Raw genomic sequence first — 24928 nt, forward strand, 5'->3', positions numbered from 1 at the left:
CTTCAGTAATTTCTGCATCACCTTGACCAATTCCACTTGTTTCAACAATAATGAAATCAAACCCCGCTTGTTTTACAACTTGAATCGCTTCCTTAATGGCAAGTGAAAGTTCGGTCCTTGACCCACGAGTAGCAAGGCTTCGCATATATACACGTGGATTAAAGATCGCATTCATACGAATTCGATCGCCAAGCAACGCTCCACCCGTTTTTTGCTTAGTCGGATCAACAGAAAGAATAGCGATCTTTTTCTCTGGCACTTCATTTAGAAAGCGACGGACAAGCTCGTCTGTTAAAGAGCTTTTACCTGCACCACCAGTTCCTGTTATCCCTAACACTGGAGTGTCTGCCGTTATATTCATTTCTAGTGCAGACCCTACTGCATCAGCTGCCTCATCATTTCCAGACTCCGCTTCTTCAGCCGCTGTTATCCATTTTGCGACTGTTCTGAAATCTTCAACTGTAGGTGCTGGCATCTCTTCTAACCTATCAAAGGTTGCATAATCACATTCTTCAACCATACGATTAATCATACCTTGCAAACCTAGCTCACGACCATCGTCAGGTGAGAATATACGAGCAATTCCATAATCATGCAACTCTTTTATCTCACGGGGAACAATAACACCTCCGCCTCCCCCATAAATGCGGATATGTTCAGCACCTTTTTCCTTCAACAGATCATACATATATTTAAAAAATTCAACGTGACCACCTTGGTAAGATGAGATCGCAATTCCTTGAACGTCCTCTTGAATTGCTGCACTCACAATCTCTTCTACTGAACGGTTGTGCCCAAGGTGAATAACCTCAGATCCTGTTGCTTGAATAATGCGACGCATAATATTAATCGAAGCATCATGACCATCAAATAAGCTAGAAGCTGTCACAAACCTTACATGATGTTTTGGTTTATAAATTTCTGTGTTAGCCATTCACTTTCTCCCCTTTAATTTGAATGTTAACGCACAAAATTCTCTGACTTATTATTAAAATAGAAAGAGGGAAATGCTGAGAAGTTATTGATGTAGAAGCCATTTCTAGAAATATGAGCTCAGATCTCCCACTCTTTTAAACCTTTTTAGAAAGTAAACCTCCAAGCAAATTTTCTATTTGCAATTCTGTATATTCTTCTAATGTGTATAACTTCTGCAAAATCCAACGCCTAAATCCCCACATCTGACCTTGAACGAAAATGTTATGTGCTACAAGCTTGATTTCTGATTCTGACAGACTAAATTCTCCATTTTCAACACACCTGCGAAGTATTTTTTCAAACATTGCAACCATCTCAATTTCCTTCTCTAATACGTATGGAAGAGCATCCTTCGTTAATGACTTAGCTTCTTGGTACATGACAAGAACTTCATCTTGCACTTCGTCCATTACTACAAAGTAGGAGGTAACAGCCTGCTTCAAGCACTCAATATCTCCACGCTCTAAATCCATAGATGTTTGAAGGCGTTGATGTACACTTTCATAAATAGAATCACATACGAGGTACAATACATCTTCTTTTTTACGAATATACTCATATAGAGTACCGATACTAAAACCTGCCGCTTTCGCGATTTCACGGGTTGTACTGCGATGAAAACCTTTTTCTATAAAAAGCTTAACCGCCCCTTTAATCATCTGATCTCTTCGTTTTTTTACTAGCTTCTCATCTTTAACAGATGCAGGAACTTCACGTTTACTCACCCTATTCCCCTCTTTCCGCTTGCTTGTCACCCGCGTACCCCTTAAGAAAGAGGGTACTAACTTAACCTTTTGTCAACATTCTCGAGATAACAAGTCGCTGAATTTCATTTGTTCCTTCATATATTTGTGTAATCTTCGCATCACGCATATAACGTTCAACAGGATAATCTTTCGTATAGCCGTAACCACCGAATACTTGTACAGCCTCTGTCGTTACTTTCATTGCAGTATCACCAGCAAGCAACTTAGACATCGCTGATTCTTTACCATATGGCAAACCTTCCGACTCTCTCCAAGCCGCTTGGTATGTTAAGAGACGAGATGCTTCCACGGTTGTCGCCATATCTGCAAGCTTAAAGCCAATCCCCTGTTGAGCTGAAATTGGTTTTCCAAATTGAACACGCTCTTTTGCATACTCAATTGATGAATCGAGTGCACCTTGTGCAATCCCAACAGCTTGTGCTGCGATACCATTTCGACCACCGTCTAGTGTCATCATCGCAACCTTAAAGCCTTCTCCTAAATTACCTAATAAGTTCTCTTTCGGTACTCGACAATTGTCAAAAATGATTTCTGTAGTTGGTGACGAACGAATACCTAATTTCTTCTCTTTCTTACCAACTGAAAAACCTGGAAAATCACTTTCAACAATGAACGCACTAACACCTTTATGTTTTGATGTTGGATCTGTAACAGCGAACACAACATAGATGTCTGCAATACCGCCATTTGTAATAAATATTTTTGAACCATTTAATATATAGTCATCTCCATCAACAATTGCAGTCGTTTTCATACCACCTGCATCAGAACCTGACCCCGGCTCAGTCAGCCCATACGCACCAATTTTCTTCCCTTCAGCCATCGGTCTCAAATATTTCTGTTTCTGTTCTTCCGTACCAAACTTATATACTGGCCAACCAGCTAATGAAACATGTGCCGATAGCGTTACGCCTGTTGAAGCACATACTCGAGATAGCTCCTCAATTGCAATAACGTAAGCTAAATAATCAAACCCACTGCCACCATACTCTTCTGGCCACGGAATACCTGTGAGCCCTAACTCAGCCATTTTATCAAAAATTTCTAGATCAAAACGCTCTTCTTCATCACGCTCAGCTGCTGTTGGTTCAACCACCTCAGTTGCGAAATCACGAACCATCTTTCTTAACATTTCATGTTCTTCTGATAATTGAAAATTCATTATACATAATCCCCCTCTGTTTGTCTTTGACTAAATCGCATCAATTTAACTTTATATAGTAGGTTGCTAGAAAAACGATTATTTCGTTAAACTACGACTAATAACTAGACGTTGAATTTCACTCGTACCTTCATAAATCTCTGTAATTTTCGCATCACGGAAAAATCGCTCTACTGGATAATCCTTCGTATAACCGTAACCACCGTAAACTTGAACAGCTTCTGTTGCTACATTAACAGCCGTTTGTGATGCAAATAGTTTTGCCATTGATGCTTCTTGTCCACATTGGATACCACGTGATTTCATGTCAGCTGCTCGATAGATTAATAGCTTTGCAGCTTCAACTGATGTGGCCATATCTGCTAGCTTGAAACCAATCCCTTGCTGTAATGCGATCGGTTTCCCAAATTGAACACGTTCCTTCGCATATTCCGTTGCGTGTTCTAATGCTGCTTCTGCAATTCCTAACGCTTGTGCCGCGATACCAATTCGTCCTACATCTAAGTTTGCCATCGCTATTTTAAATCCTTGACCCTCTTCACCAAGAAGATTTCCCACAGGTACTTGACAATCTTCGAATGTTAACTGCACTGTATTCGAACCATGTAAGCCCATTTTTGCTTCTTTCTTGCCGATAATGAAACCTGGTGTATCTTTTTCAACGATAAATGCAGATATACCTTTAGACCCTTTTTCAGGATCTGTTGAAGCAAACACGATGTATGTATCTGCTTCTCCACCATTTGTGATGAATATTTTCGAACCGTTTAATACATATGAATCCCCATTTTTTATTGCACGCGTCTTCAAACTACCCGCATCAGAGCCTGCTCCTGGTTCAGTCAATGCGAAAGCCCCAAGGTACTCTCCTGATGCAAGCTTTGGTACGTACTTTCGTTTCTGTTCTTCTGAGCCAAAATAAAATATAGGATTCGTCCCCACTGAAGTATGAACAGATAAAATAACTCCTACCGTAGCACTTACTTTCGAAAGCTCATGAATTGCGATGATATAAGATATAAAATCCATTTCTGAGCCACCATAAGCTTCTGGTGTTGTAATTCCTAATAGCCCTAATTTCGCCATCTTATCTACAATTTCTCGTGGGAATTCATCTGTTTCTTCCATTCTTTCAACAATTGGTGCAATTTCTTTTTGAGCGAAATCGCGAACCATCTTCCTCATCATCTCTTGTTCTTCTGTAAAACGTAGTTCCATGCTAGTTCCTCCTGTTGAATAAAATGAAACTTCCATCAATTGAGGTTCCCCTCGTCACTTATTAATAGTCGATGCAACTAGTTAGAAATTTTCTAAAAATTAATGCCGCAAGGAGATGACCAAGCTCCTTTTCTCCTTAAACTCCGATACCTATAGTCTTAGCTTCAGGCGACACGTATTAAATCGAGCGATTGCTCGCTCAACTGTTAATCGTATTTATAAAATCCACGGCCTGTCTTTCGTCCAAGCCAACCTGCTTTCACATATTTACGTAGTAATGGGCATGGACGATATTTATCATCACCAAATCCTTCATGTAAGACTTCCATAATTGATAGGCATGTATCTAAACCGATAAAGTCTGCTAGTGTAAGTGGTCCCATTGGGTGATTCATACCAAGTTTCATTACTTCATCAATCGCTTCAGGCTCCGCTACACCTTCATATACTGTATAAATTGCTTCATTAATCATTGGCATTAAAATACGGTTTGAAACAAATCCAGGGAAATCATTTACTTCTACAGGGACTTTATTTAATTTCTTCGTCATTTCTTCAATTGCTTGATACACTTCATCTGTCGTTGCAAGCCCTCGAATAATTTCAACGAGCTTCATTACTGGAACTGGATTCATGAAGTGCATTCCTATTACTTTTTCAGGTCTATTCGTTACAGCAGCAATTTCAGTAATTGGCAGTGAAGATGTATTCGTCGCTAGAATCGCATGAGCTGGTGCAATCTCGTCAAGTTGAGCAAAAATATTACTCTTAATCTCCATGTTTTCAACAGCTGCTTCTATTACGAGATCAACACTGTTAGCACTTTGAATATCTGTTGATGTTTTCATATTTGAAAGTACTCGAGCCTTTTCATCATCATTCATACGACCTTTATCAACTTGGCGTTGAAGATTCTTTGAAATGTTGTTCATCCCACGCTCTAAGAACTCATCCTTTAAATCTTGTAAAACAACCTCATAACCAGCCATTGCACATACTTGGGCAATGCCCGAACCCATTTGCCCGGCACCAATAACCATTACTTTTTTTATACTCATCTGTTATTCCTCCTTAAATAAATGGATTAAGAGAATTTACTAATTTAATGTTATCTAGCTTCCGCATGCATCTGACCTATATCAATTAGAAAGCTTTGATATACCAAAATAGTCTGACATCTACAAAAGCTAGATTAATAAAGTGAAACTTCGCTGACTTTTCTAAGCTTTGAAGTGGGAGTCTTAGTGTCAGTTAAAACGTGGTAAAACGCTTACACTTGAATCATAATGGCATCCCCTTGACCGCCTCCACTGCAAATAGCTGCGATACCGATCCCTCCGCCACGACGTTTCAATTCATGTATTAACGTTAAAATAATTCTCGTACCACTTGCTCCAATTGGATGACCAAGTGCTACTGCTCCTCCATTAACATTCACCTTATCAGGATTCAATCCTGCTATTTTTCCACTTGCTAATGCTACGGCTGCAAATGCTTCATTAACCTCAAACAACTCAATGTCCTCTACTGACTTACCCGTCTTATTTAACAATTTATTAATTACAAGACCCGGTGTTTCAGGAAAACGATGTGCTTCTACCGCAAGTGCTGTATGTCCAATGATTGTTGCCATCACTTCTTTACCTTCTTTACTTGCACGTTCCTCAGACATTAATACAAGCGCACCAGCACCATCATTCACACCTGGTGCATTGCCAGCAGTTATTGTACCGTCTTCACCAAATACTGGTGATAGTTTACTAAGTTTCTCTGTTGTCGTTCCTACTCGAGGAGCTTCATCTGTATCAATCGTTACAGCATCTCCTTTACGTTGCGGAACATCGACAGGAACGATCTCATCTGCAAATTTTCCTTCTTCAATCGCCGCAAGTGCACGTTGGTGACTTCTGTTAGCCCATTCATCTTGTTGTTCACGTGTTAGTTCAAATTCTTTCGCAGTGCTATTTCCATAAGTGCCCATATGAACACCTTTGAATGAACAAGTCAGCCCATCATGTACCATGGCATCAATAACTTTTTGATCACCCATTCTCATACCCCAACGTGCTTTTGGTAGCATATATGGTGCATTACTCATAGATTCCATTCCTCCGGCAACAATTACATCTTCATCACCGACACGAATGATTTGATCAGCAAGCGTTACGCTTCGCATTCCTGAAGCACATACTTTGTTAATCGTTTCTGTTTGAACTTCCCAAGGAATATCTGCATAACGTGAAGCTTGACGTGACGGAATCTGACCTTGACCGGCTTGTAGAACGTTACCCATTAGTACTTCACCGACATTTGCAGCATCTACACCTGCACGCTTCAATGCCTCTTTAATCGCAATCCCACCCAATTGAGATGCTGTTAAAGAACTTAATGATCCCCCAAACTTTCCAAAAGGTGTACGGGCTCCACCAACGATTACAGTTCTAGTCATAAGATTTCCTCCTTCATTTGATTGAACGCTCGCTCGACGCGTGAAAGGGGTGATGCCTTTGCACCACCTCTTCCGCGTTCATTACATATTTTATTGCACTACCATTTCACTTTTTTGAGCACCACATACAGATAACTCAAGAATTTCAGCTATATCTAACGTTTGTACACTTTCTTCAACTTCTTTCGCTTTCGTACCATCACTTAACATCGTTAAGCAATACGGACAACCACTACTAATCATAGACGGATTAATTTCAAGTGCTTGTTCAGTACGTGCAACATTAATTCGATTACCTGTATCTTCTTCCATCCACATTAGTCCACCACCAGCACCACAGCACATTCCAGTATCTCGATTACGTTCCATCTCGATCACTTTAACGCCTGGGATAGCCTTTAAGACTTCTCGTGGTGGTTCATAAACTTCATTGTAACGTCCTAAATAACAAGAATCGTGGAATGTAATTGTTTCATTTACTTCATGAGTTGGTTGTAAGCGACCTTCTCGAACCCATTCTGCTAATAATTCAGTATGATGATACACTTCGCCTTCAAACCCAAAATCTGAATACTCATTTTTCAATGTATTATATGCATGTGGATCTATCGTTACAATTTTTGTTACCCCATTTTTTTCAAATTCGCTAATATTTTTAGTCGCAAGGTCTTGGAATAAAAATTCATTACCTAGTCGTCTAGCTGTATCACCAGAATTTTTCTCCTTATTACCGAGAATAGCAAATTTAATACCAGCTTCATTCATGAGCTTGGCAAATGATAAAGCAATTTTCTGACTACGATTATCATAAGAACCCATTGATCCTACCCAGAATAAATACTCGAATTCTTCATCTGCTTTTTTCATTTCTTTAACTGTTGGAGCATGAACATCTTCACGTGCATCACGCCAGTTCTCACGTTCCTTACGGTTAATACCCCAAGGATTTCCTTGTCGTTCAATATTTTGCATCGCACGTTGAGCATCTGCATCCATCTTACCTTCAGTTAGAACAAGGTAACGGCGTAAATCAATAATCTTATCAACATGCTCATTCATAACTGGACATTGATCCTCACAGTTACGGCACGTTGTACATGCCCAAATTTCCTCTTCAGTAATGACATCTCCAATTAAGCTTGGGCTATAATCTAGAGCCGCTGCTCCTTCTTCAAACCCTGCTGCAGCAGACTGCATCGCTAGTTGATTTCCTTTTGTATTGTTAAACGCAAATGTCGGAACCCATGGTTTTCGTGACGTTACGACCGCGCCCTTCTCTGTTAAGTGATCACGCATTTTCACAATTAAATCCATTGGAGACAACATCTTACCTGTACCTGTTGCCGGGCACATATTTGTACAGCGACCACACTCAACACACGCATAAAAGTCAATCATTTGCCCCTGATAGAAATCTTCAATCTTACCAACACCAAACGATTCTGCTTCTTCGTCCTCGAAGTTTATCGGACGTAGTTTACCAGGTGCATCTAGACGATTGAAATAAACATTTGCAGGACCTGCAATTAAGTGCGCATGCTTAGACTGTGGCACATACACGAGGAATGTTAGCAGTACAAGCAAATGAACCCACCATGAAAAATAAAAGATTCCCGCTGCTACTGTTGGACTAATCCCAGAAAATAATAGTGCTATCGTTGAAGCAATTGGCTCACTCCATGTCCCTTCATGACCCTGCCAAATGATTCCCATTCCATTTCCAAGCAATGTTGAGACCATTAGCGTACCGATAAAAATTAATACTAAACCAGCTTTCCAACCCCTTTTTAAACGAACAAGCTTCTCAATATATCGACGATGGAAGGCCCAAATTACCGCAGTTAAAATCATTAATGCTACAATTTCTTGGAAAAATGTAAAACCTGGGTACAACGGTCCCAATGGTAAATGAGTGCCCGGTGCAAGACCTTTCCAAATAAAATCAATCGCACCGAATTGAACTAGTAAAAAACCGTAAAACATCATTACGTGAATAATTCCACTCTTCTTATCTTTCAAAAGTTTCTTTTGTCCGAAGACATTCACTTTAACTTTTTCAAGACGTGCCTTCACGTTTTCTTCAAATTCTTCTTTTTTACCTAATTTAATGTATTCGTAACGTGTTTTAACAACATACACAAATAGTGATAACCCGTAAGCCATGATTGCTAGAAAAGCTATCCAATTAATTACAAGTAAAGTATTCATGTACACAGCCCCTTTCATGCCTAATTACTCTTATGTTTCTGTTGCCTACCCTGCGGAATATAATTTTTTACAGTGACTATATTCGAAGAGAGGTTTCGATTCGTTATCTCTGTTTACTTCTTTGCATAAAAAGAACAAAGACACCTCCTTGAAAGCGTAAACATTTTTAAACGAGTTAATATTCTGACAACATTATATCATAAATCGTCTTCTGAATGAGCATTCAGTCAGTAGTTTTTTGAAAAAGTTCAATAAATTTGCATATTTTCGATAAGAATCGTTTTTTCGTAATTATAAAACTTTTTTCATGAATAGTTATAAAGCTGGAGAAAATAATGTTTAATCTACCCATTCATACAGTTAAAGGAGACTGCGGAATCATGATAATCTTAACCATTCTCATATTATTCATCGTTTATCTAACTGTTGATTTTTATTTTGGAAAGAGGCAGCTACATCGATCAATTATAAAAAGAAGTTATCCAAAACGAATGATGGATTGGGAACTTTTTGGAAATGGACACGATCTATATGATCGACTATTTCAAGACATTCAAAGTGCAACACAGCATATCCACATTCAATTTTTCATCATAAAAAAAGATCGAATAAGTGAACAATTCCTTCAGTTACTTATGAAAAAAGCAGCTGAAGGAGTTACAGTCAGGCTGCTCCTTGACCGAATTGGGGGATTTCGTGTTTCAAAGAACAAAATTAAGCAGTTACGTGAAGCTGGAATTCTTTTTGAGCATGCAAACAAACCTCGATTGCCTTTCTTGTTCTTTTCTATTCAACATCGAAACCATCGTAAAGTAACAATTATAGATGGGGAAATCGGTTATTTCGGAGGATTTAATATTGGTGAAGAATATTTAGGTAATAATCCACGCCTAGGGTTTTGGAGGGATTTTCACTTACGTATTACAGGTGAAAGTGTGCGCATTTTACAATCGGAATTTCTCTTTGATTGGCAAAGAGAAACACGGACCGAGGTTAATTCTAATGAATTGTATCCAACTGCACTTCAAAACGGAACAACTGGTAGTACCTTCATGCCAAGTGACGGGGTAGGCATAGAGAGTTTCTTACTACAGTTCATAAATTCAGCTGAAAAAGAAATCGTTATTGCTTCCCCTTACTATATACCAGGCAAAAAAATTAACGAATCGTTAATTGAGGCAGCAAACCGAGGCATACAGATTACACTGCTCGTTCCTCTTAAGGCTGATCACCCACTAGTAAGGGCAGCAGCGTTTCCATATTTTAAATTGTTGCTAAACTGCGGTGTGAAAATATATCGATATGATTATGGATTCTATCACGGAAAATGTATTATTATCGATCAAAGAATCTGTGATTTTGGTACTGCTAATTTTGATAAACGCAGTTTCTTTATTAACAATGAGCTAAACTGCCTAATCGAAGATCGTATCTTTATTAATGACATTCTTACAGAAATACATCATGACATTATACACGCTAAACCACTAACAATAGAAGAATATAAAGCTCGACCTTTGCAACAACGCCCTATCGAAGTACTTTCGAGTTTGTTATCTGGTTTGCTATAGAGAGGAGGAGCATTATGCTTGTAAGATTTGGATATGTCTCACATGCTTTATCATTATGGGAAGCTTCACCAGCGAAAACAGTCACATTCTCTAACTGGAAGAAACTGAAGAAAAATGAACGTTTAGATAAACTAATAACTGTAACAAAAATAAATCTTGAAAATACAAAACGTGCTCTATATTACAACATTGCACAAGGTATTCCATTGTATCGTTTTTCCTCTTCAATCGTGCCACTCGCTACACACCCTGAAGTAGATTTTGATTATTTATCACACTTCCAAACACAATTTATTGAGATTGGAGAAATTGTTCAAAAACACAAATTACGCGTTAGCTTCCATCCAAACCAATTCACACTTTTCACCAGCGAAAAAGAACAAATAACAGCCAATGCGATTACAGATATGACCTACCATTTCAATGTCCTTGAAGCAATGAATCTTGAAAAGAAATCACTCATCAATATCCATATTGGTGGTGCATACGGTGATAAAGCCAAAGCAATTAAACAGCTACATTACAATATAAAAAAACTACCAGAGCATATCAAACAAATCATGACTTTTGAAAATGATGATAAAACGTATAACGCTTCTGATGTACTTCACATTTGTGAAGATCTACGCATACCAATGATCTTTGATTACCATCATGAACAAGCAAACCCTTCAGAGATACCTTATCAACACTTACTAAATCGAATCTTTAAAACATGGGAATGGAGAAACTTAACACCTAAAGTGCACTTATCCTCTCCACAATCAGATGAGAATTTCCGCAAACACTCAGATATGGTAGATGAAAAATTTATTGATCCCTTTTTGAAAGAAGCTCGTCAAATTGGTACAGATTTTGATACTATGATTGAAGCAAAAAACAAAGACAAAGCCCTCTTACATTTAATGGGGAAACTAGCGAAACAGCGTGGAGTAAAACGACTTAGTGGGGGAGTGCTTTTATTCCCTTAACTTTTCTAAAATAGAACGTAAACATGGATTTAAACCAAGATGACCTTTAGTAGGTAACTGATGGAAATTATCGCCTACTAGAAAGAATTGCGTTTCAGGCACAATCCGCACATAATCTTTTATATATGCATGAATATACTCATCCTTTGCACCATATATGAGAAACATCGGTTGATCGATTGTCGTTAGATCAGGAACTGCATAAGTAAGACCTGCTTCATACAGTGAAATAACGGATGGAATATGACTTTTAATTGCATAATGATAAAGTTTTTTACGATCTGCCTTCGTAATAGCATGACCTTGTGCTAGAATTTCCGAAAGTAAGTGTTGTGCACGCCATTTCAACAATATAATCCCAGCATGAAATTCGTGCTTTAACCAAAATGTATGTACTTGTGGAAATCCTCCTAATAAAATAATAGCTCTCGTTCTTGTTGGATACATAATCGCAAATTGTTGTGCGATGTATCCTCCACTTGAATATCCACATAGAACAACCTTCTCCAAATTTAACCCATTTATCACTTTGTAAAGATCCTCTGCCATCTGCTTAATTGACATTTCTCCTTCTCGATGAATGGTTTGACCGTGCCCTCTTTGATCATAAAAAATAACCTGATAGTCATTTGCAAGCTCCTCTTGATACATAAAAACTTGTTTCCCCATCATTGGAGGATGAATAAATACGATCGGCATCCCGTTCTCCCCATATTTCTCTACATGAAATCCTTTGATGATTGCCATTAACTACACCTCATTTCATTCCTATTGTTTTTCCATACGATACAAATTACCCCCTTTAATGATTGGAAATTAACCTTACATGCTCGTTAACCCTAATGTAGAAATATACTAAAAAGCCCCTGTTACGAAAACAGAGGCTTTCTAAATTTATTACATTTTTTCAGGTGCTGATACGCCAATTAGATCTAGAGCATTGCGTAATGTGATTTGAACTGCTTTTACTAGTGCTAAGCGTGCCTTCGTCTTATCTGTATCATCTTCATGAATAACTTTTTCAGCATTGTAGAAGCTATGCAGTGCAGCCGATAAATCATAGATATAATTTGTAACACGATGTGGCATACGCTTTTGAGCAGCTTCTGCAACTGACTCTGGGAATTCCCCAAGCTTCTTAAGAAGATCAAACTCTTTTTCCGAATTCACATGTGACAGATCAAGGTTTTCATCTACTGTAACACCAATTTCTTCCCCTTGACGAAGCATACTGCAAATACGAGCATGTGCATATTGAGCATAATATACTGGATTCTCATTCGATTTAGACACTGCTAAGTCTATATCAAAATCTAAGTGTGAATCAGCACTACGCATTGCAAAGAAATAACGCATTGCATCGATCCCAACTTCGTCCATTAATTCACGAAGTGTTACGGCTTTTCCTGTCCGTTTGCTCATCTTCACCTTTTCACCATTTTGGAACAGATTTACCATTTGAATAATTTCAACTTCAAGCGTATCTTTATCGTTTCCTAGAGCTTGAATAGCTGCCTTCATACGTGGAATATATCCGTGATGGTCTGCACCCCAAATATTAATCAGCTTATCGAAACCACGCTTCAGCTTATCTTGATGGTAAGCAATATCTGGTGTTAAATAAGTGTAAGAACCATCTTGTTTAATGAGTACGCGATCTTTATCATCATTAAACTTTGTCGTTTCGAACCATACTGCACCATCTTTTTCGTATACATAACCATTTGCCTTTAATGTATCTAGAGCTTCTGTAATTTTATCTGATTCATATAATGATGTTTCAGAGAAGTAATGATCAAACTCTACACGGAAAGCTTTCAAATCCTTTTGTAGCTTAGCAAGCTCATATTTCAATCCATGTTGACGGAAGAATTCATAACGCTCTTCATCGTCTTTTTCTAACAATGTCTCATCGAATTCTTTCGCTAGCTCTTTACCTATTTCTACGATATCCGCTCCACGATACCCATCTTCAGGCATCTCACTTTCCTTACCTAATGCTTCTAAATACCTTGCTTCCACTGATAATGCAAGGTTATGAATTTGATTACCTGCATCATTAATGTAATATTCGCGCTCGACCTCATACCCAGCTTTATCTAATACATTACACAATGTATCACCTACTGCTGCACCACGAGCATGTCCGAGGTGAAGATCTCCCGTTGGGTTTGCTGAAACGAATTCAACTTGAATCTTTTCATTCTGACCTGTATTCGTTTCCCCATAAGTATCACCTGCATTAAGTACAGTAGTAACTAAGTCCGTTAAATAACTATTGTTCATATAAAAGTTGATAAATCCAGGCCCTGCAATTTCAATTTTTTCAATAGATGCTTTGGACTTGTCAAAATTCGCAACAATATCATCAGCTATCATGCGTGGTGCTTTCTTCGCAATACGTGCAAGTTGCATCGCCATGTTTGTTGCATAATCACCATGTTCTTTATCCTTTGGCAATTCTAAAACGACATTTGGTACTTCCTCATTTGTAGCTAATTCAGCCTTCAAAACGGCTTGCTTAATTTCTTCCTTCAAACGTTCTTTCACTTGTTCTACAATATTCATCTATTAGACCTCCTTATATGTGAGCGTCAAACGATAACGCCCTGCTTCTTCAGCTTGCATCTTCAAACGATACGCAAGATCAAGCTTTCCTTCTCGTTTTTTATCATTGAATTGATAATGTATGCGTTCTGTTTTCGTTTCCATTGCCATCGTTCCATACGGACTTTGATACGAACCAGCTAGCAACTCCCCTACTCGGAAGTTTTGTCGCATTGTCACACCACCAGAACGCATGATGAATAACTCATTTTCTGTGAGTTTCATAATCGTTTTTACTTTATCAATACCTTCTAAATTTTCTTCAAAGGAAAGAAAAAGTGAATCATTTTTCTTATATTTCATACCAGAAGATTCGATCACAATCGTTTCATGCCTTCCTGCATCACGAATCTCTGTTACTAACCTTACATCAATTTGCTGTTTTTCATTAGACAATTGTCACACGTCCTTTATACACATTAACGTGATTTAAGCGAAACTCTTGCTAGATAGAACTTTCTTTCATTTATTTACTGCACTAAATAATAAAAATAAATTTGCTTAACTTTAACATTCTAACATATTTACGAAACTATTATACAAGTTCAGAACGGTTAAGCAAATGCCTTTCTATGTATCGTTCGTTCAATAGTACACCGTATAGAGAGTGTTCAAAAAGGAGGACAAAAGACGGAGAAGAACAAGTCAGCGAAGGTCCCGGTACCGGAGTGAGACCACTGCACTGAAAAACATCTCTGTTGCCTTGTATTGTGGAATTTACTTCTCCAAAACACTTGCATACGCAGATACATACGAGTTAGTATTTGCCGAATAAGTTATGCAGGAAGCGCCACTAAAACCTGCCACTTCAATCGCCAACGTGGGATCAACACATCCTGTGCAAATACAGTCATTTCTCGGACTTTTTGAACATCCCATTATACAGGAACCTCCAATTATAGAGCTCTTCTATTAATAAAGAAATGATAAATAAAAGCATCTTCTTATAAGCAAAGAAGATGCTCTTTTCATCTATTTAACCCAACCTAGTAACATTTCACGAATAAATTTACTCGCTGCAATTTGGGTTTGCTCACTCGAATCATACTGTGGAGCAACTTCAACAATATCGGAACCGATAACATTAATATCTGAATTAGAGATTGCCATAATTGCTTCGAGCAATTCTTTTGAAGTAATACCCCCCGCTTCAGCAGTGCCTGTACCAGGGGCATGTGCCGGGTCTAATACATCAATGTCAATCGTTACATAAACATTACGTCCAGCAAGCTTCGGTAGTACCTCTTTCAATGGTTCAGCTACATCAAACTTCGCCATATACATACCGGACTCTTTCGCATATGCAAATTCCTCACGCATTCCTGAACGGATTCCGAATGAATAGACGTTTTCGGGACCAATTAAATTACATGCTTTTCGAACCGGAGTTGAATGTGATAACGGTTCTCCTTCATATTCCTCACGCAAATCAGCATGGGCATCAATATGAATTAGTGCCATATCAGGGTATTTACGGTGCATAGCCTTAATAACTGGCCATGTAACAAGATGTTCCCCTCCGATTCCAAGCGGGTACTTACCAGCATCTAAAATCTTCTCAACATACTCTTCAATCATATCTATACTACGTTGTGGATTTCCGAACGGTAATGGGATATCTCCAGCATCGAAGTAATTAACTTCTTCTAAGTGACGGTCCGCATACGGGCTGTATTCCTCAAGACCGAGTGACACTTCTCGAACTCGTGCCGGGCCAAACCGTGATCCCGGTCTAAAGCTAACAGTCCAATCCATAGGCATCCCATAGATGACAGCCTGACTCTCATCAAAATTTGGGTTGCTCATAATAAATACATTTCCAGAATAAGCTTCATCGAATCGCATTGAGGATCCCCCTATTTTGTTAAATCTTGAACGAATTTTGGCAGTGCGAATGCGGCTCTGTGCAATTCCTTCGTATAATATTTTGTTTCAATATCATGAAAACGTTCTTCACTTACTTCTAAAGGATCATGTTTCTTAGAACCGATTGTGAATGTCCATAATCCACTTGGGTAAGTAGGGATATTAGCTGTATACAAACGTGTTAATGGGAATATTTCCTTCACATCAGAAAACACTTGTGAGATTAAGTCAGCCTTAAACCATGGGTTATCTGTTTGCGCCACAAATATACCATCATCTTTTAACGCTTTCGAAATACCTGCATAGAATCCTTTAGTAAACAAGTTTGCTGCAGGACCAACTGGCTCCGTAGAATCAACCATGATTACGTCATATTCATTTTCGCTTTTTGCAATATGCATGAATCCATCGTCTACTTTTACTTCAACACGTGAATTTTCTAGTTCTCCAGCAATTTCAGGTAAGTATTTCTTAGAATACTCAATTACTTTCCCATCAATTTCAACTAAAACTGCCTTTTCAACACTTGGATGCTTCAATACTTCACGAATAACACCGCCATCACCGCCACCAACAACAAGTACATGCTTTGGATTCGGATGAGTAAACAACGGTACGTGCGCTACCATCTCATGATAGACAAACTCGTCCTTTTGCGTAGTCATAACCATACCATCTAGTACTAGCATATTACCGAACTCTTCTGTTTCAATCATATCTAAATCTTGAAAATCTGTTTTTTCAGTATGTAATGTACGTTTTACTTTTGCAGTAATACCGAATGATTTTGTTTGCTTTTCTGTGAACCATAATTCCATCTTATTCACCATTCCTTTTCATTTAATTCACTATTTAATAACAATCTATTATCTATAACGAATTTAACAATCCATAGTAATGAACTTGAGAACGTATAGTCATTTACTCAAAGTACAAGAAAAGTATAGTGGATCACGCAAAAATTGCAAGAATAATTTTTAAATGTTTAAAAGAATCGTTTTGTTCCCATAATAGTAGAGGTTTAAGCATTTCTTATTACTTAAATATTAAGGGGGGTGTCTATGTAATGGAAATCATAACTGAACGAATTCAACGCTCTTGGAAATGGATACGCGCACTATTGTTTATTGCTATTCTCATAATTATTAGTTTAATGTTAGTTATATTTAGTGCGTTCATTTATGGTGTTGTCCAAGGTCCTCCACCACTTAATGTATCTCAAACAAGTGTGTTCTATGCAAATGATGGAACAGTGATTGGTGAAAGTCACTATGGAGAAGAGAGATATTGGGTTGAGCTTGAAGAGATTTCTCCCCATGTAATCGATGCTACATTATCTGTAGAGGATCGTAAATTTTTCAAGCATTTCGGTTTCGATCTCAAACGTATCGCTGGTGCAGCAATTGCTGATATTAAAGCTGGTGCAAAGGTACAAGGAGCAAGCACAATCACACAGCAATATGCCCGTAATTTGTATTTGAGTCATGAAAAAACTTGGACCCGTAAATTAAATGAAGCACTCTATACCATTCGTCTTGAAACAAATTATTCTAAAGATGAAATACTCGAAGGCTATCTTAATACTATTTATTATGGCAACGGTATGTATGGCATTGAAGCAGCTGCAAAACATTATTTCAATAAATCAGCTTTAGATCTTTCATTAAGTGAAGCGAGCTTACTTGCAGGAATTCCTAAGGCACCTAGTCATTATTCTCCATTTCTTAATTATGAGAATTCGAAAAAGCGTCAAGCAGTTGTTTTAAATGCAATGGTTGCACAAGAACTACTCAGTATAGAGGATGCACAAGCTGCAATGAATGAGTCTATTATTTTTAATAAAAACGAAACAACAGCCATTGGAATTGCCCCATATTTTCAAGATATCGTTAGAAAAACTCTCCAAGATGAACTAAACTTTGATGAGCAGACACTTGCTCAAGGAGGGTTAAGAGTACATACGACTCTCGATCCTTTCATGCAGCAAGCAGCTGAGAAATCTTTTGAGCAAATTATTAGGGAAGATTCAAATATTCAAGCATCTTTAATAGCCATGGACCCTTACTCTGGTGCTGTTAAAGCATTAGTAGGTGGCAGAAGTTATGAAGAAAGTCCATACAATCGTGCAGTTCAAGCAATTAGGATGCCTGGTTCAACTTTCAAACCTATTCTTTTTTATAATGCGATTGATAATGGTTTTACACCCTCAACCGTCATGCGTAGTGAACCTATGACGTTCCGTTATGATGAAGGAAAAGCGACATATACACCGAGTAATTACAATAATTATTATGCAAACGACTTTATAACTTTGGCTCAGGCCATTGCATTATCAGATAACATATACGCAGTCAAAGCACATATGTTTTTAGGTCCAGAGAAGTTAGTAGACACCGCAAAGGAAATAGGAATCTCTAGTGACTTGTTAGCAGTTCCATCACTAGCATTAGGGACTTCATCAGTAAAATTAATCGAAATGGCTCAAGCATACAGTCATTTCGCAAATAATGGAAAACAGGTACAACCAATCTTCATTCAGAAGATTACTGACTATAATGGAAAAATACTGTTTGAGAATGAAATGCCAGAGCAAAAACAAATTTTGAATGAAGCAGCTACTTATGTTACCACACAGTTAATGACAGGTATGTTTGACCCTTCATTAAATGATTATACGACTGTAACAGGGCGTGACATTCGCCATAGCCTAACTCGGCCTTATGCAGGAAAATCAGGTACAACTGAAACAGACAGTTGGATGGTAGGCTTTTCTCCTCAGCTAACAACTGCAGTATGGATTGGTTATGATAAAGGAAAAGAAATTACTTCACCGCGAGAGAAACAGTATTCTAAGTACATTTGGGCACAGTTTATGGAAGATGCCCATACTGGCATGCCTGTTCACTCATTTAAGAAACCAAAAACAGTTGTTGGAAAATATATTAATCCTGATAATGGAAAGTTAGCAACAGAGAGCTGCCCGAATAAAAGATTCGTCTATTATTTAGAAGGAACTGAACCGACACAATATTGTAATGAACATCTTCATGAAGATCTGGATGCACAGCCAGAGGTGCCTGAACAAAAAAGTTGGTGGAAGGAGCTTTTTTCTTTCTAATCTAGCACCGTGAAAGACGATTTAGATATAAAAAAGTTCACAAAAAAGTCGAGATCTTGAGGGAGATCTCGACTTTTTTATGTCCTAGTCTAAAAGTGTGTTAGTAGACTTTAAAGACAGTTTACTTTCTTTTGACAAAAAGCTCAAGGTTTTCACACAATGTTCAAAAAGAATTCATACATTTTCCGACAATAATTATTATTTCTTGTCATGTAGTGCTAAAACTATCTCTGAACGTTATTTCAAATACAGCACAATTTATACGGTCATCTTAAAGATTCATGAATTTCTTCACGTGTGTTTCTCCATATTTCACCATCATTGAAGTTTTTCAAAAAATCAGCGAGAATTATTTTTGATTTTTCATCCATATTATCAACAACTAACTTTCCTTTTAAAGCTTTATCCATATGATTAACATGTTCAGGCATAGACTTGTACCCACGACGACTTTCCGCATCAATTAACATTTCACAAGCTCCTACACCCGCATACTCAGGTCCTTTCTCCCCACGTTGAACCGTAACCCATACGAGCCAATACAACTTCCCGTTTGGCACATCTTCTTTATTAGGAGTAAACTTAATTCGTTTTTCAATTGCACTTCTTGCATGCAGTGCACCTACATCAACAGATGCTTCACCATTTTCAACATCTACAATTACGGGTGAAACATTCTCCAAGCTTAACGCTCCTGTGCCGTAACCGCCATGTCCATCGGTCGGATCATTTTTTATAATATTAAACCCAAGCTTCTTTTCGCTCATTTATTACCGCTCCTTTTTCTTATAAGAATATATGCATAGTTTATTACGAACTAACTCGTTCTATCATTGTATAATCGGTTCATCTAACCACCCATTAGGATGAAAGTAATATCCCAACTGATGGAAGTTTCACTTTATTTTATCATACAAATTTTATTGATTTCATCTAAAGTAAATTCAAAAAATAAGATAAAAAAAGAGGAATTTCTACATTTTTTGCGAACAATACATGTTGAACTATGTATTAAAGGAGAGAGACATCATGCCATACGTAACTGTAAAAATGCTTGAAGGTCGTTCTGATGACCAAAAAAAAGCACTTGTAGAAAAAGTAACAGATGCTGTTAGTGAAACAACAGGAGCTCCAAAAGAACGTATTACAGTATTTATTGAAGAAATGACGAAAAATCATTACGGTGTTGCAGGCAAACGTCTAAGCGACCAAGAATAATAAAGATGGTCACCTCAATTGAGGTGACCATTTTTTTAAAATAAGGAATCGTATTTAGATACCCATCTATGAACTTCATTAATATGAAGTTATAAGTAATCGTGCATACTGGTGCTTTCATCACCCTAAATACGCTCCTTAATCTCTTAACTATGTTGTAACACTTCAGAGAGCTGCTTTAAGTCATTAATATAACGATAAGCTTCCTGAATCTCTTCTTCTGCGTAGTTTTGCTCACTCTTTATTGCATAGATCTTTTCTATTACATGAGCTTTTGACAAGTCATCAAAATAGAGAATTGTAGAGACTAGTTCAAGGAATCTAGAGCTTTGGCAATTGACCTTTTTAACATATTCACGCATTGGAGGTAATTCAATTTGGTATTGTTGCAGAAATCCACTCCCTTTTTCAGTAAGAGAATAACGATATTGAAAGGAGCGACCTTTTTTCTCTCTTATCTCATTTAAAAAACCTAGATTTCCTAATTCCTCGATACGTAACGTTAATTCTTCAGAATAAGGGCCATAAAAATGAAAGTTGTACTTTTCGCTAAATGGATACTCTAACTTCTTCGCAATATAAATGATCTTCTGCAATTTCTTTCTTCCAATAACTTCTTCTGCATCCTCCAACACTTTCAATATCTTTACATGATGATCAAACAAACCGATTCATCTCCTATCCTTGCAATATTTCCATAATTCTGCGCTTGACTTGACTGTCATCTGGAAGTTCATTGATTTTATCTTCTGGAAAGTATAACTTATGATCTGTTCTTGTTTTCCCTGAGATTGATTCAACAATTTCTGATTCCCTTGATAATTCCCGTAATTCGCCATTTGGCATTGATAAGTAGATAGGGACTCGTTCTCCTTCTTCACCAGGACGATAAAAATCGTACGGTAAATCAGAAGATGAATCCATTACTAAATAATAGTCTGTGTTTAATCCCGCAACTCGGAACAAGTTTTTCAACTCTTCCCATTGTGCTAAGTTAATTGGGTTAAATTCAGCATATTTAAAGAGCTTTCGGTTCATAAATCGTTGGCATAAATCTCTTAATATTTCATCCTTTTCTTCTTGCCACATTTGAAAATAGAACAACACAATCGATTCATCTAATCTCAAATAATCTTGCAAAGATACATCTTCCTCAAAGAAGGCATAGAAATGAATCGGTTCATATAAGAAGCTATAACCCGTTTTATACAGTTCCTTAACACGCTTAAAGATTTTTGTAAGAATCACTTCGGCACTACGTGTAACAGGGTGAAAATACACTTGCCAGTACATTTGGTAGCGACTCATTATGTAGTCTTCAACCGCATGCATCCCTGTTTTCTTAATAACTGCCTGTTCCTCAGTAGGTCGCATCACACGTAAAATACGTTCCATATCGAAATGGCCATAACTTACGCCTGTATAATACGCATCACGCTGTAAATAATCCATTCTATCTGCATCTATCTGGCTTGATATTAAGCTAACTACTAATTTATTTTCATATGTTTTATTAATCACATCTGCGACCTTCTCAGGAAAGTCAGCACTTACTCGCTGCAACACTTCATGAACTTGCGTGTTACCTAGAATAATCTTACGAGTCCATTCTTCATGATCTAGTGAAAATACTTTCTCAAAAGAATGTGAAAATGGTCCGTGACCGACGTCATGCAGTAGAGCTGCTGCTAAACAAAGTAATCGTTCATTCCTATTCCAATTCTCATAACCCTCAAAACGGTCGATGATTCTTCGTATAATTTCATATACTCCGAGGGAATGATTAAAACGGCTGTGCTCTGCCCCATGAAACGTCAAATACGACGTGCCAAGCTGACGAACACGACGTAAACGCTGAAACTCTTTTGTACCTATTAAGTCCCAAATTAATAAATCACGTACATGAACATAACGATGAACAGGGTCTTTGAACACTTTCTCTTCACTCAATTGCATCGTTGCATAATTTTTCAACGTTAGGGGCTCCTTCCCTTCGATTGATTATCTCGCTCTATTATACATGCAATAAATAAAATACAAAAAGCTCGTAACGATTGATAATAGTCTAGTTAACTGGCACTACCTCATCATAACTCCTTTGATTAAACGATTGTATATCTCTAAACATTTCTTCATAAAAAGTTTATAATTATAGGACGAAGTAATCACTTATCCTTGATCAATTCAATCATGTTTTTAGTATGTTATATCTATAAATTTTATATGTTTTCCATAAAAAAACCGTACTGCTGTCGCAACACGGTTTTAATCGTTATTTTTTCATTTTTTTTATTACTTTTTCCATCAATGCATCTTCATCTAACGCAGCGATAGGGCGATTGTTCACAAACGCAAAAGTTTTCTTACGGCCTGGTCCACAATATGACTGACACCCAATTTGAATATCAGCGTTAGAGTCAGCTTCCTTCAGCTTCGGAACCAATGTTTTCACATCAACGCCTTTGCAGTCATCGCAAACCCGGAACTCATTCTTCGCCATCTAATTCACCCTTTCTCATTATTGTTCTAATCTATATCCGTGTTACATTTTGATTCTATTATGTTTTATACTAGACGGCATTTATTTTATCACTGCCGCTTTCATTGATGCAACTATTGCATTTATCACAAACAGATGTAACTTTTCCCCAACGTTTTCAATAACCTCTATTACACTTTTAATTTGATACGTATATTATTTCTCTATTTGGTCATCCTAATAGTAACTGAACTAAATATCTTAAATCACCACTTACAAAATATGATTGTTAAACAATTAAGTGGAGATTTTCTTGCATCATTCACTGCTTCTACATTGAACAACTGATGGAATTACATCCAATCGTTCAATATAGGAACCGTGTAGCGTTAGCACACCTATAATTTACATTTGTTCTATTAAACTTATTGAAATAGAAAGGGGAAATTTAAATGAAATCAAGACAAGATGCATGGAGTGAAAGAGATGATAAGTTGCTTGCAGAAACAGTTCTGCGCCACATTCGAGAAGGAAGTACGCAGTTAAATGCCTTTGATGAAGTCGGTGATAAATTAAATCGTACATCTGCAGCTTGTGGATTCCGTTGGAACGCGATTGTTCGTGCTAAACATACAACTGACATTGCACGTTCGAAGAAAGAACGAAAGCAGCGTATGCGTGCGCTAAAATTAAAAACAAAACCATTATATACGCCACCTGAGACAGTTATTGACTATCATGAGATCGATAGAAAAACAGAACTTAATGTTTCAATTGATGATGTCATTGGGTTTTTACAAGAATTAAAAAATGGACAAACTGAGCACGATGAAGAATTACAACACGAAATTGAAACAATGAAACAACAAAATGCACTTCTATCCAAGCAGACTGAAGAACTAGAAAACGAAATTCATAAAAAAGAGGAATCATTTGAAACGATTGAGCGTGACTATGAAGCACTTGTAAAAATCATGAATCGTGCAAGAAAAATGGTAATGTTTGAAGATGATGATTTGAAGGCAAATACGTTTCAAATGGATCGCAACGGGAACCTAGAACGCGTTGCCAATAAATAATTTTTGTTAACTAGTGTCTTTCCTCCCTATTGACACTTTTATATACAATATAACTTCTATCTTTACTGCAAGTGTATATGGGAATAAGAAGAGCTTACTAGGCTCTTCTTTTTCTCATGTTCACAAACATCTAAACCCTCCATGCTATAATGAATAACACTCATATTGCTCTATCTATCAGAAACCGAGAATACTCTATTTTTGAATATTGTTACTTGAAAACAAAAACATTAAGCAGTTCGGTAATTTAGTTGCTCTTTAACTATATGGTATATTCAAGTATAGCTATAAACTGATGCCAATCATAAATAACCACCAATAAAAGACCTTGAAGATTAAACATAGATGGTAGTTTTATTTTACATTTTATAAGGAGGGGCTTGACCTTGAGTCATTCATTATTACATCAAAATACTTGGAGGCTAATTGACCAAACAAGTCTAGGTCCAGCTTTTGATGCATTACAGTCATTTGCAATAGATGATACATTGTGCCAAGTGATTGGAGAAGGACAATCACACCCTACTGTTCGTTCATGGGTTCACCATAATACAATCGTACTTGGTATTCAAGATACGAGATTACCGTACATTACAGAAGCAGTTACTTTTCTCGAAGAACAAGGATGGAATGTAATCGTCCGTAATTCTGGTGGACTTGCTGTTGTATTAGACGAAGGAGTTCTTAATATTTCACTTGTCTTACCAGAAGAACGAATCAATATTGATAAGGGTTATGATGCTATGTTTGATTTAATCAAACAAATGTTACACGGTTACCCTGTTGAAATAGAAGCTAGAGAAATTGTGGGCTCCTATTGTCCTGGTAGCTATGACTTAAGTATTAATGGAAAGAAATTTGCAGGAATTTCCCAACGGAGACTTCGCGGTGGAGTAGCTGTACAAATCTATCTATGTGCAACAGGTAGTGGGAGCGAACGAGCTGAATTGATACGTGAATTCTATAAAATTGGTCGTCAAAATGAGCAAACTAAATTTGACTTTCCTCATATCGTACCTAATACAATGGCTTCTTTAAGCGAATTATTACTTGAAGAAATAAACGTTCAGTCGCTTATGTTTCTTCTGCTAACTCGCCTGAAAGAATATAGCAAACAACTATTACCTATGCAACTTAGCATAGAGGAATTTCAATTATATGATTATAACTACCAACGTATACTTAAACGAAATGAGAAAGTGTTAACTTAATCATATTACCTTCTTGCCATAAATGATAG

At 37.3% G+C, this 24928-nt stretch carries 22 protein-coding genes; 6 read left to right on the forward strand and 16 right to left on the reverse strand.

Translation table 11 applies throughout. The features are described 5' to 3' along the window. From BFG57_RS06565 to BFG57_RS06595, 7 genes are all read right to left on the reverse strand, one after another. The coding region (locus BFG57_RS06565; protein WP_175428284.1) for a cobalamin-dependent protein at nt 1–934 on the reverse strand (934 nt) is incomplete at its 3' end. A gap of 136 nt (nt 935–1070) precedes the next feature. After that, complete coding sequence (locus tag BFG57_RS06570; protein WP_069716695.1) at nt 1071–1700, reverse strand: TetR/AcrR family transcriptional regulator; 630 nt, start codon at nt 1698–1700, stop codon at nt 1071–1073. Nucleotides 1701–1761: 61 nt separating this feature from the next. Further along, nucleotides 1762–2904, reverse strand: a complete 1143-nt coding sequence (locus tag BFG57_RS06575) for an acyl-CoA dehydrogenase (protein ID WP_069716696.1) — start codon at nt 2902–2904, stop codon at nt 1762–1764. 78 nt (nt 2905–2982) lie between these two features. Further along, on the reverse strand, nt 2983–4122 hold the full coding sequence (locus tag BFG57_RS06580; protein ID WP_069716697.1) for an acyl-CoA dehydrogenase: 1140 nt from the start codon (nt 4120–4122) through the stop codon (nt 2983–2985). Between the two features lie 206 nt (nt 4123–4328). Beyond that, complete coding sequence (locus BFG57_RS06585; protein ID WP_069716698.1) at nt 4329–5180, reverse strand: 3-hydroxybutyryl-CoA dehydrogenase; 852 nt, start codon at nt 5178–5180, stop codon at nt 4329–4331. A gap of 212 nt (nt 5181–5392) precedes the next feature. Further along, nucleotides 5393–6571 carry an acetyl-CoA C-acetyltransferase gene (locus BFG57_RS06590; RefSeq protein WP_069716699.1) on the reverse strand — a complete coding sequence of 393 codons (1179 nt, stop codon included), beginning with the start codon at nt 6569–6571 and terminating at the stop codon, nt 5393–5395. 90 nt (nt 6572–6661) lie between these two features. Further along, nucleotides 6662–8779, reverse strand: a complete 2118-nt coding sequence (locus BFG57_RS06595; protein ID WP_069716744.1) for a (Fe-S)-binding protein — start codon at nt 8777–8779, stop codon at nt 6662–6664. A 380-nt stretch (nt 8780–9159) separates the two neighbouring features. Between BFG57_RS06595 and cls the strand changes: the two genes are divergently transcribed. Then, nucleotides 9160–10350 (forward strand): cardiolipin synthase, encoded by a 1191-nt coding sequence (cls, locus tag BFG57_RS06600; RefSeq protein WP_069716700.1) that lies wholly within the window; start codon nt 9160–9162, stop codon nt 10348–10350. Between the two features lie 14 nt (nt 10351–10364). Beyond that, on the forward strand, nt 10365–11321 hold the full coding sequence (uvsE, locus tag BFG57_RS06605; protein ID WP_069716701.1) for a UV DNA damage repair endonuclease UvsE: 957 nt from the start codon (nt 10365–10367) through the stop codon (nt 11319–11321). Here uvsE and BFG57_RS06610 read toward each other — a convergent pair. The 5 genes from BFG57_RS06610 to speE form a co-directional block, all read right to left on the reverse strand. After that, nucleotides 11310–12068: an alpha/beta fold hydrolase gene (locus BFG57_RS06610; RefSeq protein ID WP_069716702.1), complete on the reverse strand. Its 759-nt coding sequence runs from the start codon at nt 12066–12068 to the stop codon at nt 11310–11312. The genes uvsE and BFG57_RS06610 overlap by 12 nt on opposite strands. Nucleotides 12069–12218: 150 nt before the next feature. Further along, nucleotides 12219–13889, reverse strand: a complete 1671-nt coding sequence (gene argS / locus BFG57_RS06615) for an arginine--tRNA ligase (RefSeq protein WP_069716703.1) — start codon at nt 13887–13889, stop codon at nt 12219–12221. A gap of 3 nt (nt 13890–13892) precedes the next feature. Then, nucleotides 13893–14324 (reverse strand): YwiB family protein, encoded by a 432-nt coding sequence (locus BFG57_RS06620; protein WP_069716704.1) that lies wholly within the window; start codon nt 14322–14324, stop codon nt 13893–13895. Nucleotides 14325–14900: 576 nt separating this feature from the next. Continuing rightward, complete coding sequence (speB, locus tag BFG57_RS06625) at nt 14901–15773, reverse strand: agmatinase (protein ID WP_069716705.1); 873 nt, start codon at nt 15771–15773, stop codon at nt 14901–14903. 11 nt (nt 15774–15784) lie between these two features. Beyond that, the gene (gene speE, locus BFG57_RS06630) at nt 15785–16612 is read right to left on the reverse strand and encodes a polyamine aminopropyltransferase (RefSeq protein ID WP_069716706.1); all 828 of its coding nucleotides are present in this window, start codon (nt 16610–16612) and stop codon (nt 15785–15787) included. 248 nt (nt 16613–16860) lie between these two features. Between speE and BFG57_RS06635 the strand changes: the two genes are divergently transcribed. Continuing rightward, complete coding sequence (locus BFG57_RS06635) at nt 16861–18912, forward strand: transglycosylase domain-containing protein (protein WP_069716707.1); 2052 nt, start codon at nt 16861–16863, stop codon at nt 18910–18912. Between the two features lie 266 nt (nt 18913–19178). Here the strand turns inward: BFG57_RS06635 and BFG57_RS06640 are convergent, their stop codons facing one another. Then, nucleotides 19179–19679, reverse strand: a complete 501-nt coding sequence (locus tag BFG57_RS06640) for a YwhD family protein (RefSeq protein ID WP_069716708.1) — start codon at nt 19677–19679, stop codon at nt 19179–19181. 262 nt (nt 19680–19941) lie between these two features. Between BFG57_RS06640 and BFG57_RS06645 the strand changes: the two genes are divergently transcribed. Continuing rightward, nucleotides 19942–20130 (forward strand): 2-hydroxymuconate tautomerase, encoded by a 189-nt coding sequence (locus BFG57_RS06645; RefSeq protein ID WP_069716709.1) that lies wholly within the window; start codon nt 19942–19944, stop codon nt 20128–20130. Between the two features lie 146 nt (nt 20131–20276). On the opposite strand, the gene BFG57_RS06650 is transcribed toward BFG57_RS06645, so the two are convergent. The 3 genes from BFG57_RS06650 to BFG57_RS06660 form a co-directional block, all read right to left on the reverse strand. Next, on the reverse strand, nt 20277–20795 hold the full coding sequence (locus BFG57_RS06650) for a YwgA family protein (protein ID WP_069716710.1): 519 nt from the start codon (nt 20793–20795) through the stop codon (nt 20277–20279). A 13-nt stretch (nt 20796–20808) separates the two neighbouring features. Beyond that, complete coding sequence (locus BFG57_RS06655) at nt 20809–22086, reverse strand: HD domain-containing protein (RefSeq protein WP_069716745.1); 1278 nt, start codon at nt 22084–22086, stop codon at nt 20809–20811. Between the two features lie 316 nt (nt 22087–22402). Further along, on the reverse strand, nt 22403–22630 hold the full coding sequence (locus BFG57_RS06660; RefSeq protein ID WP_069716711.1) for a YuzB family protein: 228 nt from the start codon (nt 22628–22630) through the stop codon (nt 22403–22405). Between the two features lie 431 nt (nt 22631–23061). Here BFG57_RS06660 and BFG57_RS06665 point away from each other — a divergent pair, with 431 nt between their 5' ends. Both BFG57_RS06665 and lipL read left to right on the forward strand, forming a co-directional pair. After that, a complete protein-coding gene (locus tag BFG57_RS06665) occupies nt 23062–23688 on the forward strand; it encodes an RsfA family transcriptional regulator (protein ID WP_069716712.1) in 627 nt (208 codons plus the stop codon). Nucleotides 23689–24068: 380 nt separating this feature from the next. After that, nucleotides 24069–24899 (forward strand): octanoyl-[GcvH]:protein N-octanoyltransferase, encoded by an 831-nt coding sequence (gene lipL, locus BFG57_RS06670; protein WP_069716713.1) that lies wholly within the window; start codon nt 24069–24071, stop codon nt 24897–24899. The last annotated feature ends 29 nt before the right edge of the window (nt 24900–24928 follow it).

Origin of the sequence: Bacillus solimangrovi (genome assembly GCF_001742425.1) — a bacterium.
GTDB classification, from domain to species: domain Bacteria; phylum Bacillota; class Bacilli; order Bacillales; family Bacillaceae_N; genus Bacillus_AV; species Bacillus_AV solimangrovi.

What these genes read in the sequence shown, in the direction of transcription:
- BFG57_RS06575 (WP_069716696.1), bottom strand. Translation starts at nt 2,904, where the DNA reads ATGAATTTTCAATTATCAGAAGAACATGAAATGTTAAGAAAGATGGTT.
- BFG57_RS06580 (WP_069716697.1), bottom strand. Translation starts at nt 4,122, where the DNA reads ATGGAACTACGTTTTACAGAAGAACAAGAGATGATGAGGAAGATGGTT.
- BFG57_RS06585 (WP_069716698.1), bottom strand. Translation starts at nt 5,180, where the DNA reads ATGAGTATAAAAAAAGTAATGGTTATTGGTGCCGGGCAAATGGGTTCG.
- BFG57_RS06590 (WP_069716699.1), bottom strand. Translation starts at nt 6,571, where the DNA reads ATGACTAGAACTGTAATCGTTGGTGGAGCCCGTACACCTTTTGGAAAG.
- BFG57_RS06595 (WP_069716744.1), bottom strand. Translation starts at nt 8,779, where the DNA reads ATGAATACTTTACTTGTAATTAATTGGATAGCTTTTCTAGCAATCATG.
- cls (WP_069716700.1), top strand. Translation starts at nt 9,160, where the DNA reads ATGATAATCTTAACCATTCTCATATTATTCATCGTTTATCTAACTGTT.
- uvsE (WP_069716701.1), top strand. Translation starts at nt 10,365, where the DNA reads ATGCTTGTAAGATTTGGATATGTCTCACATGCTTTATCATTATGGGAA.
- BFG57_RS06610 (WP_069716702.1), bottom strand. Translation starts at nt 12,068, where the DNA reads ATGGCAATCATCAAAGGATTTCATGTAGAGAAATATGGGGAGAACGGG.
- argS (WP_069716703.1), bottom strand. Translation starts at nt 13,889, where the DNA reads ATGAATATTGTAGAACAAGTGAAAGAACGTTTGAAGGAAGAAATTAAG.
- speB (WP_069716705.1), bottom strand. Translation starts at nt 15,773, where the DNA reads ATGCGATTCGATGAAGCTTATTCTGGAAATGTATTTATTATGAGCAAC.
- speE (WP_069716706.1), bottom strand. Translation starts at nt 16,612, where the DNA reads ATGGAATTATGGTTCACAGAAAAGCAAACAAAATCATTCGGTATTACT.
- BFG57_RS06635 (WP_069716707.1), top strand. Translation starts at nt 16,861, where the DNA reads ATGGAAATCATAACTGAACGAATTCAACGCTCTTGGAAATGGATACGC.
- BFG57_RS06640 (WP_069716708.1), bottom strand. Translation starts at nt 19,679, where the DNA reads ATGAGCGAAAAGAAGCTTGGGTTTAATATTATAAAAAATGATCCGACC.
- BFG57_RS06645 (WP_069716709.1), top strand. Translation starts at nt 19,942, where the DNA reads ATGCCATACGTAACTGTAAAAATGCTTGAAGGTCGTTCTGATGACCAA.
- BFG57_RS06655 (WP_069716745.1), bottom strand. Translation starts at nt 22,086, where the DNA reads ATGCAATTGAGTGAAGAGAAAGTGTTCAAAGACCCTGTTCATCGTTAT.
- BFG57_RS06660 (WP_069716711.1), bottom strand. Translation starts at nt 22,630, where the DNA reads ATGGCGAAGAATGAGTTCCGGGTTTGCGATGACTGCAAAGGCGTTGAT.
- BFG57_RS06665 (WP_069716712.1), top strand. Translation starts at nt 23,062, where the DNA reads ATGAAATCAAGACAAGATGCATGGAGTGAAAGAGATGATAAGTTGCTT.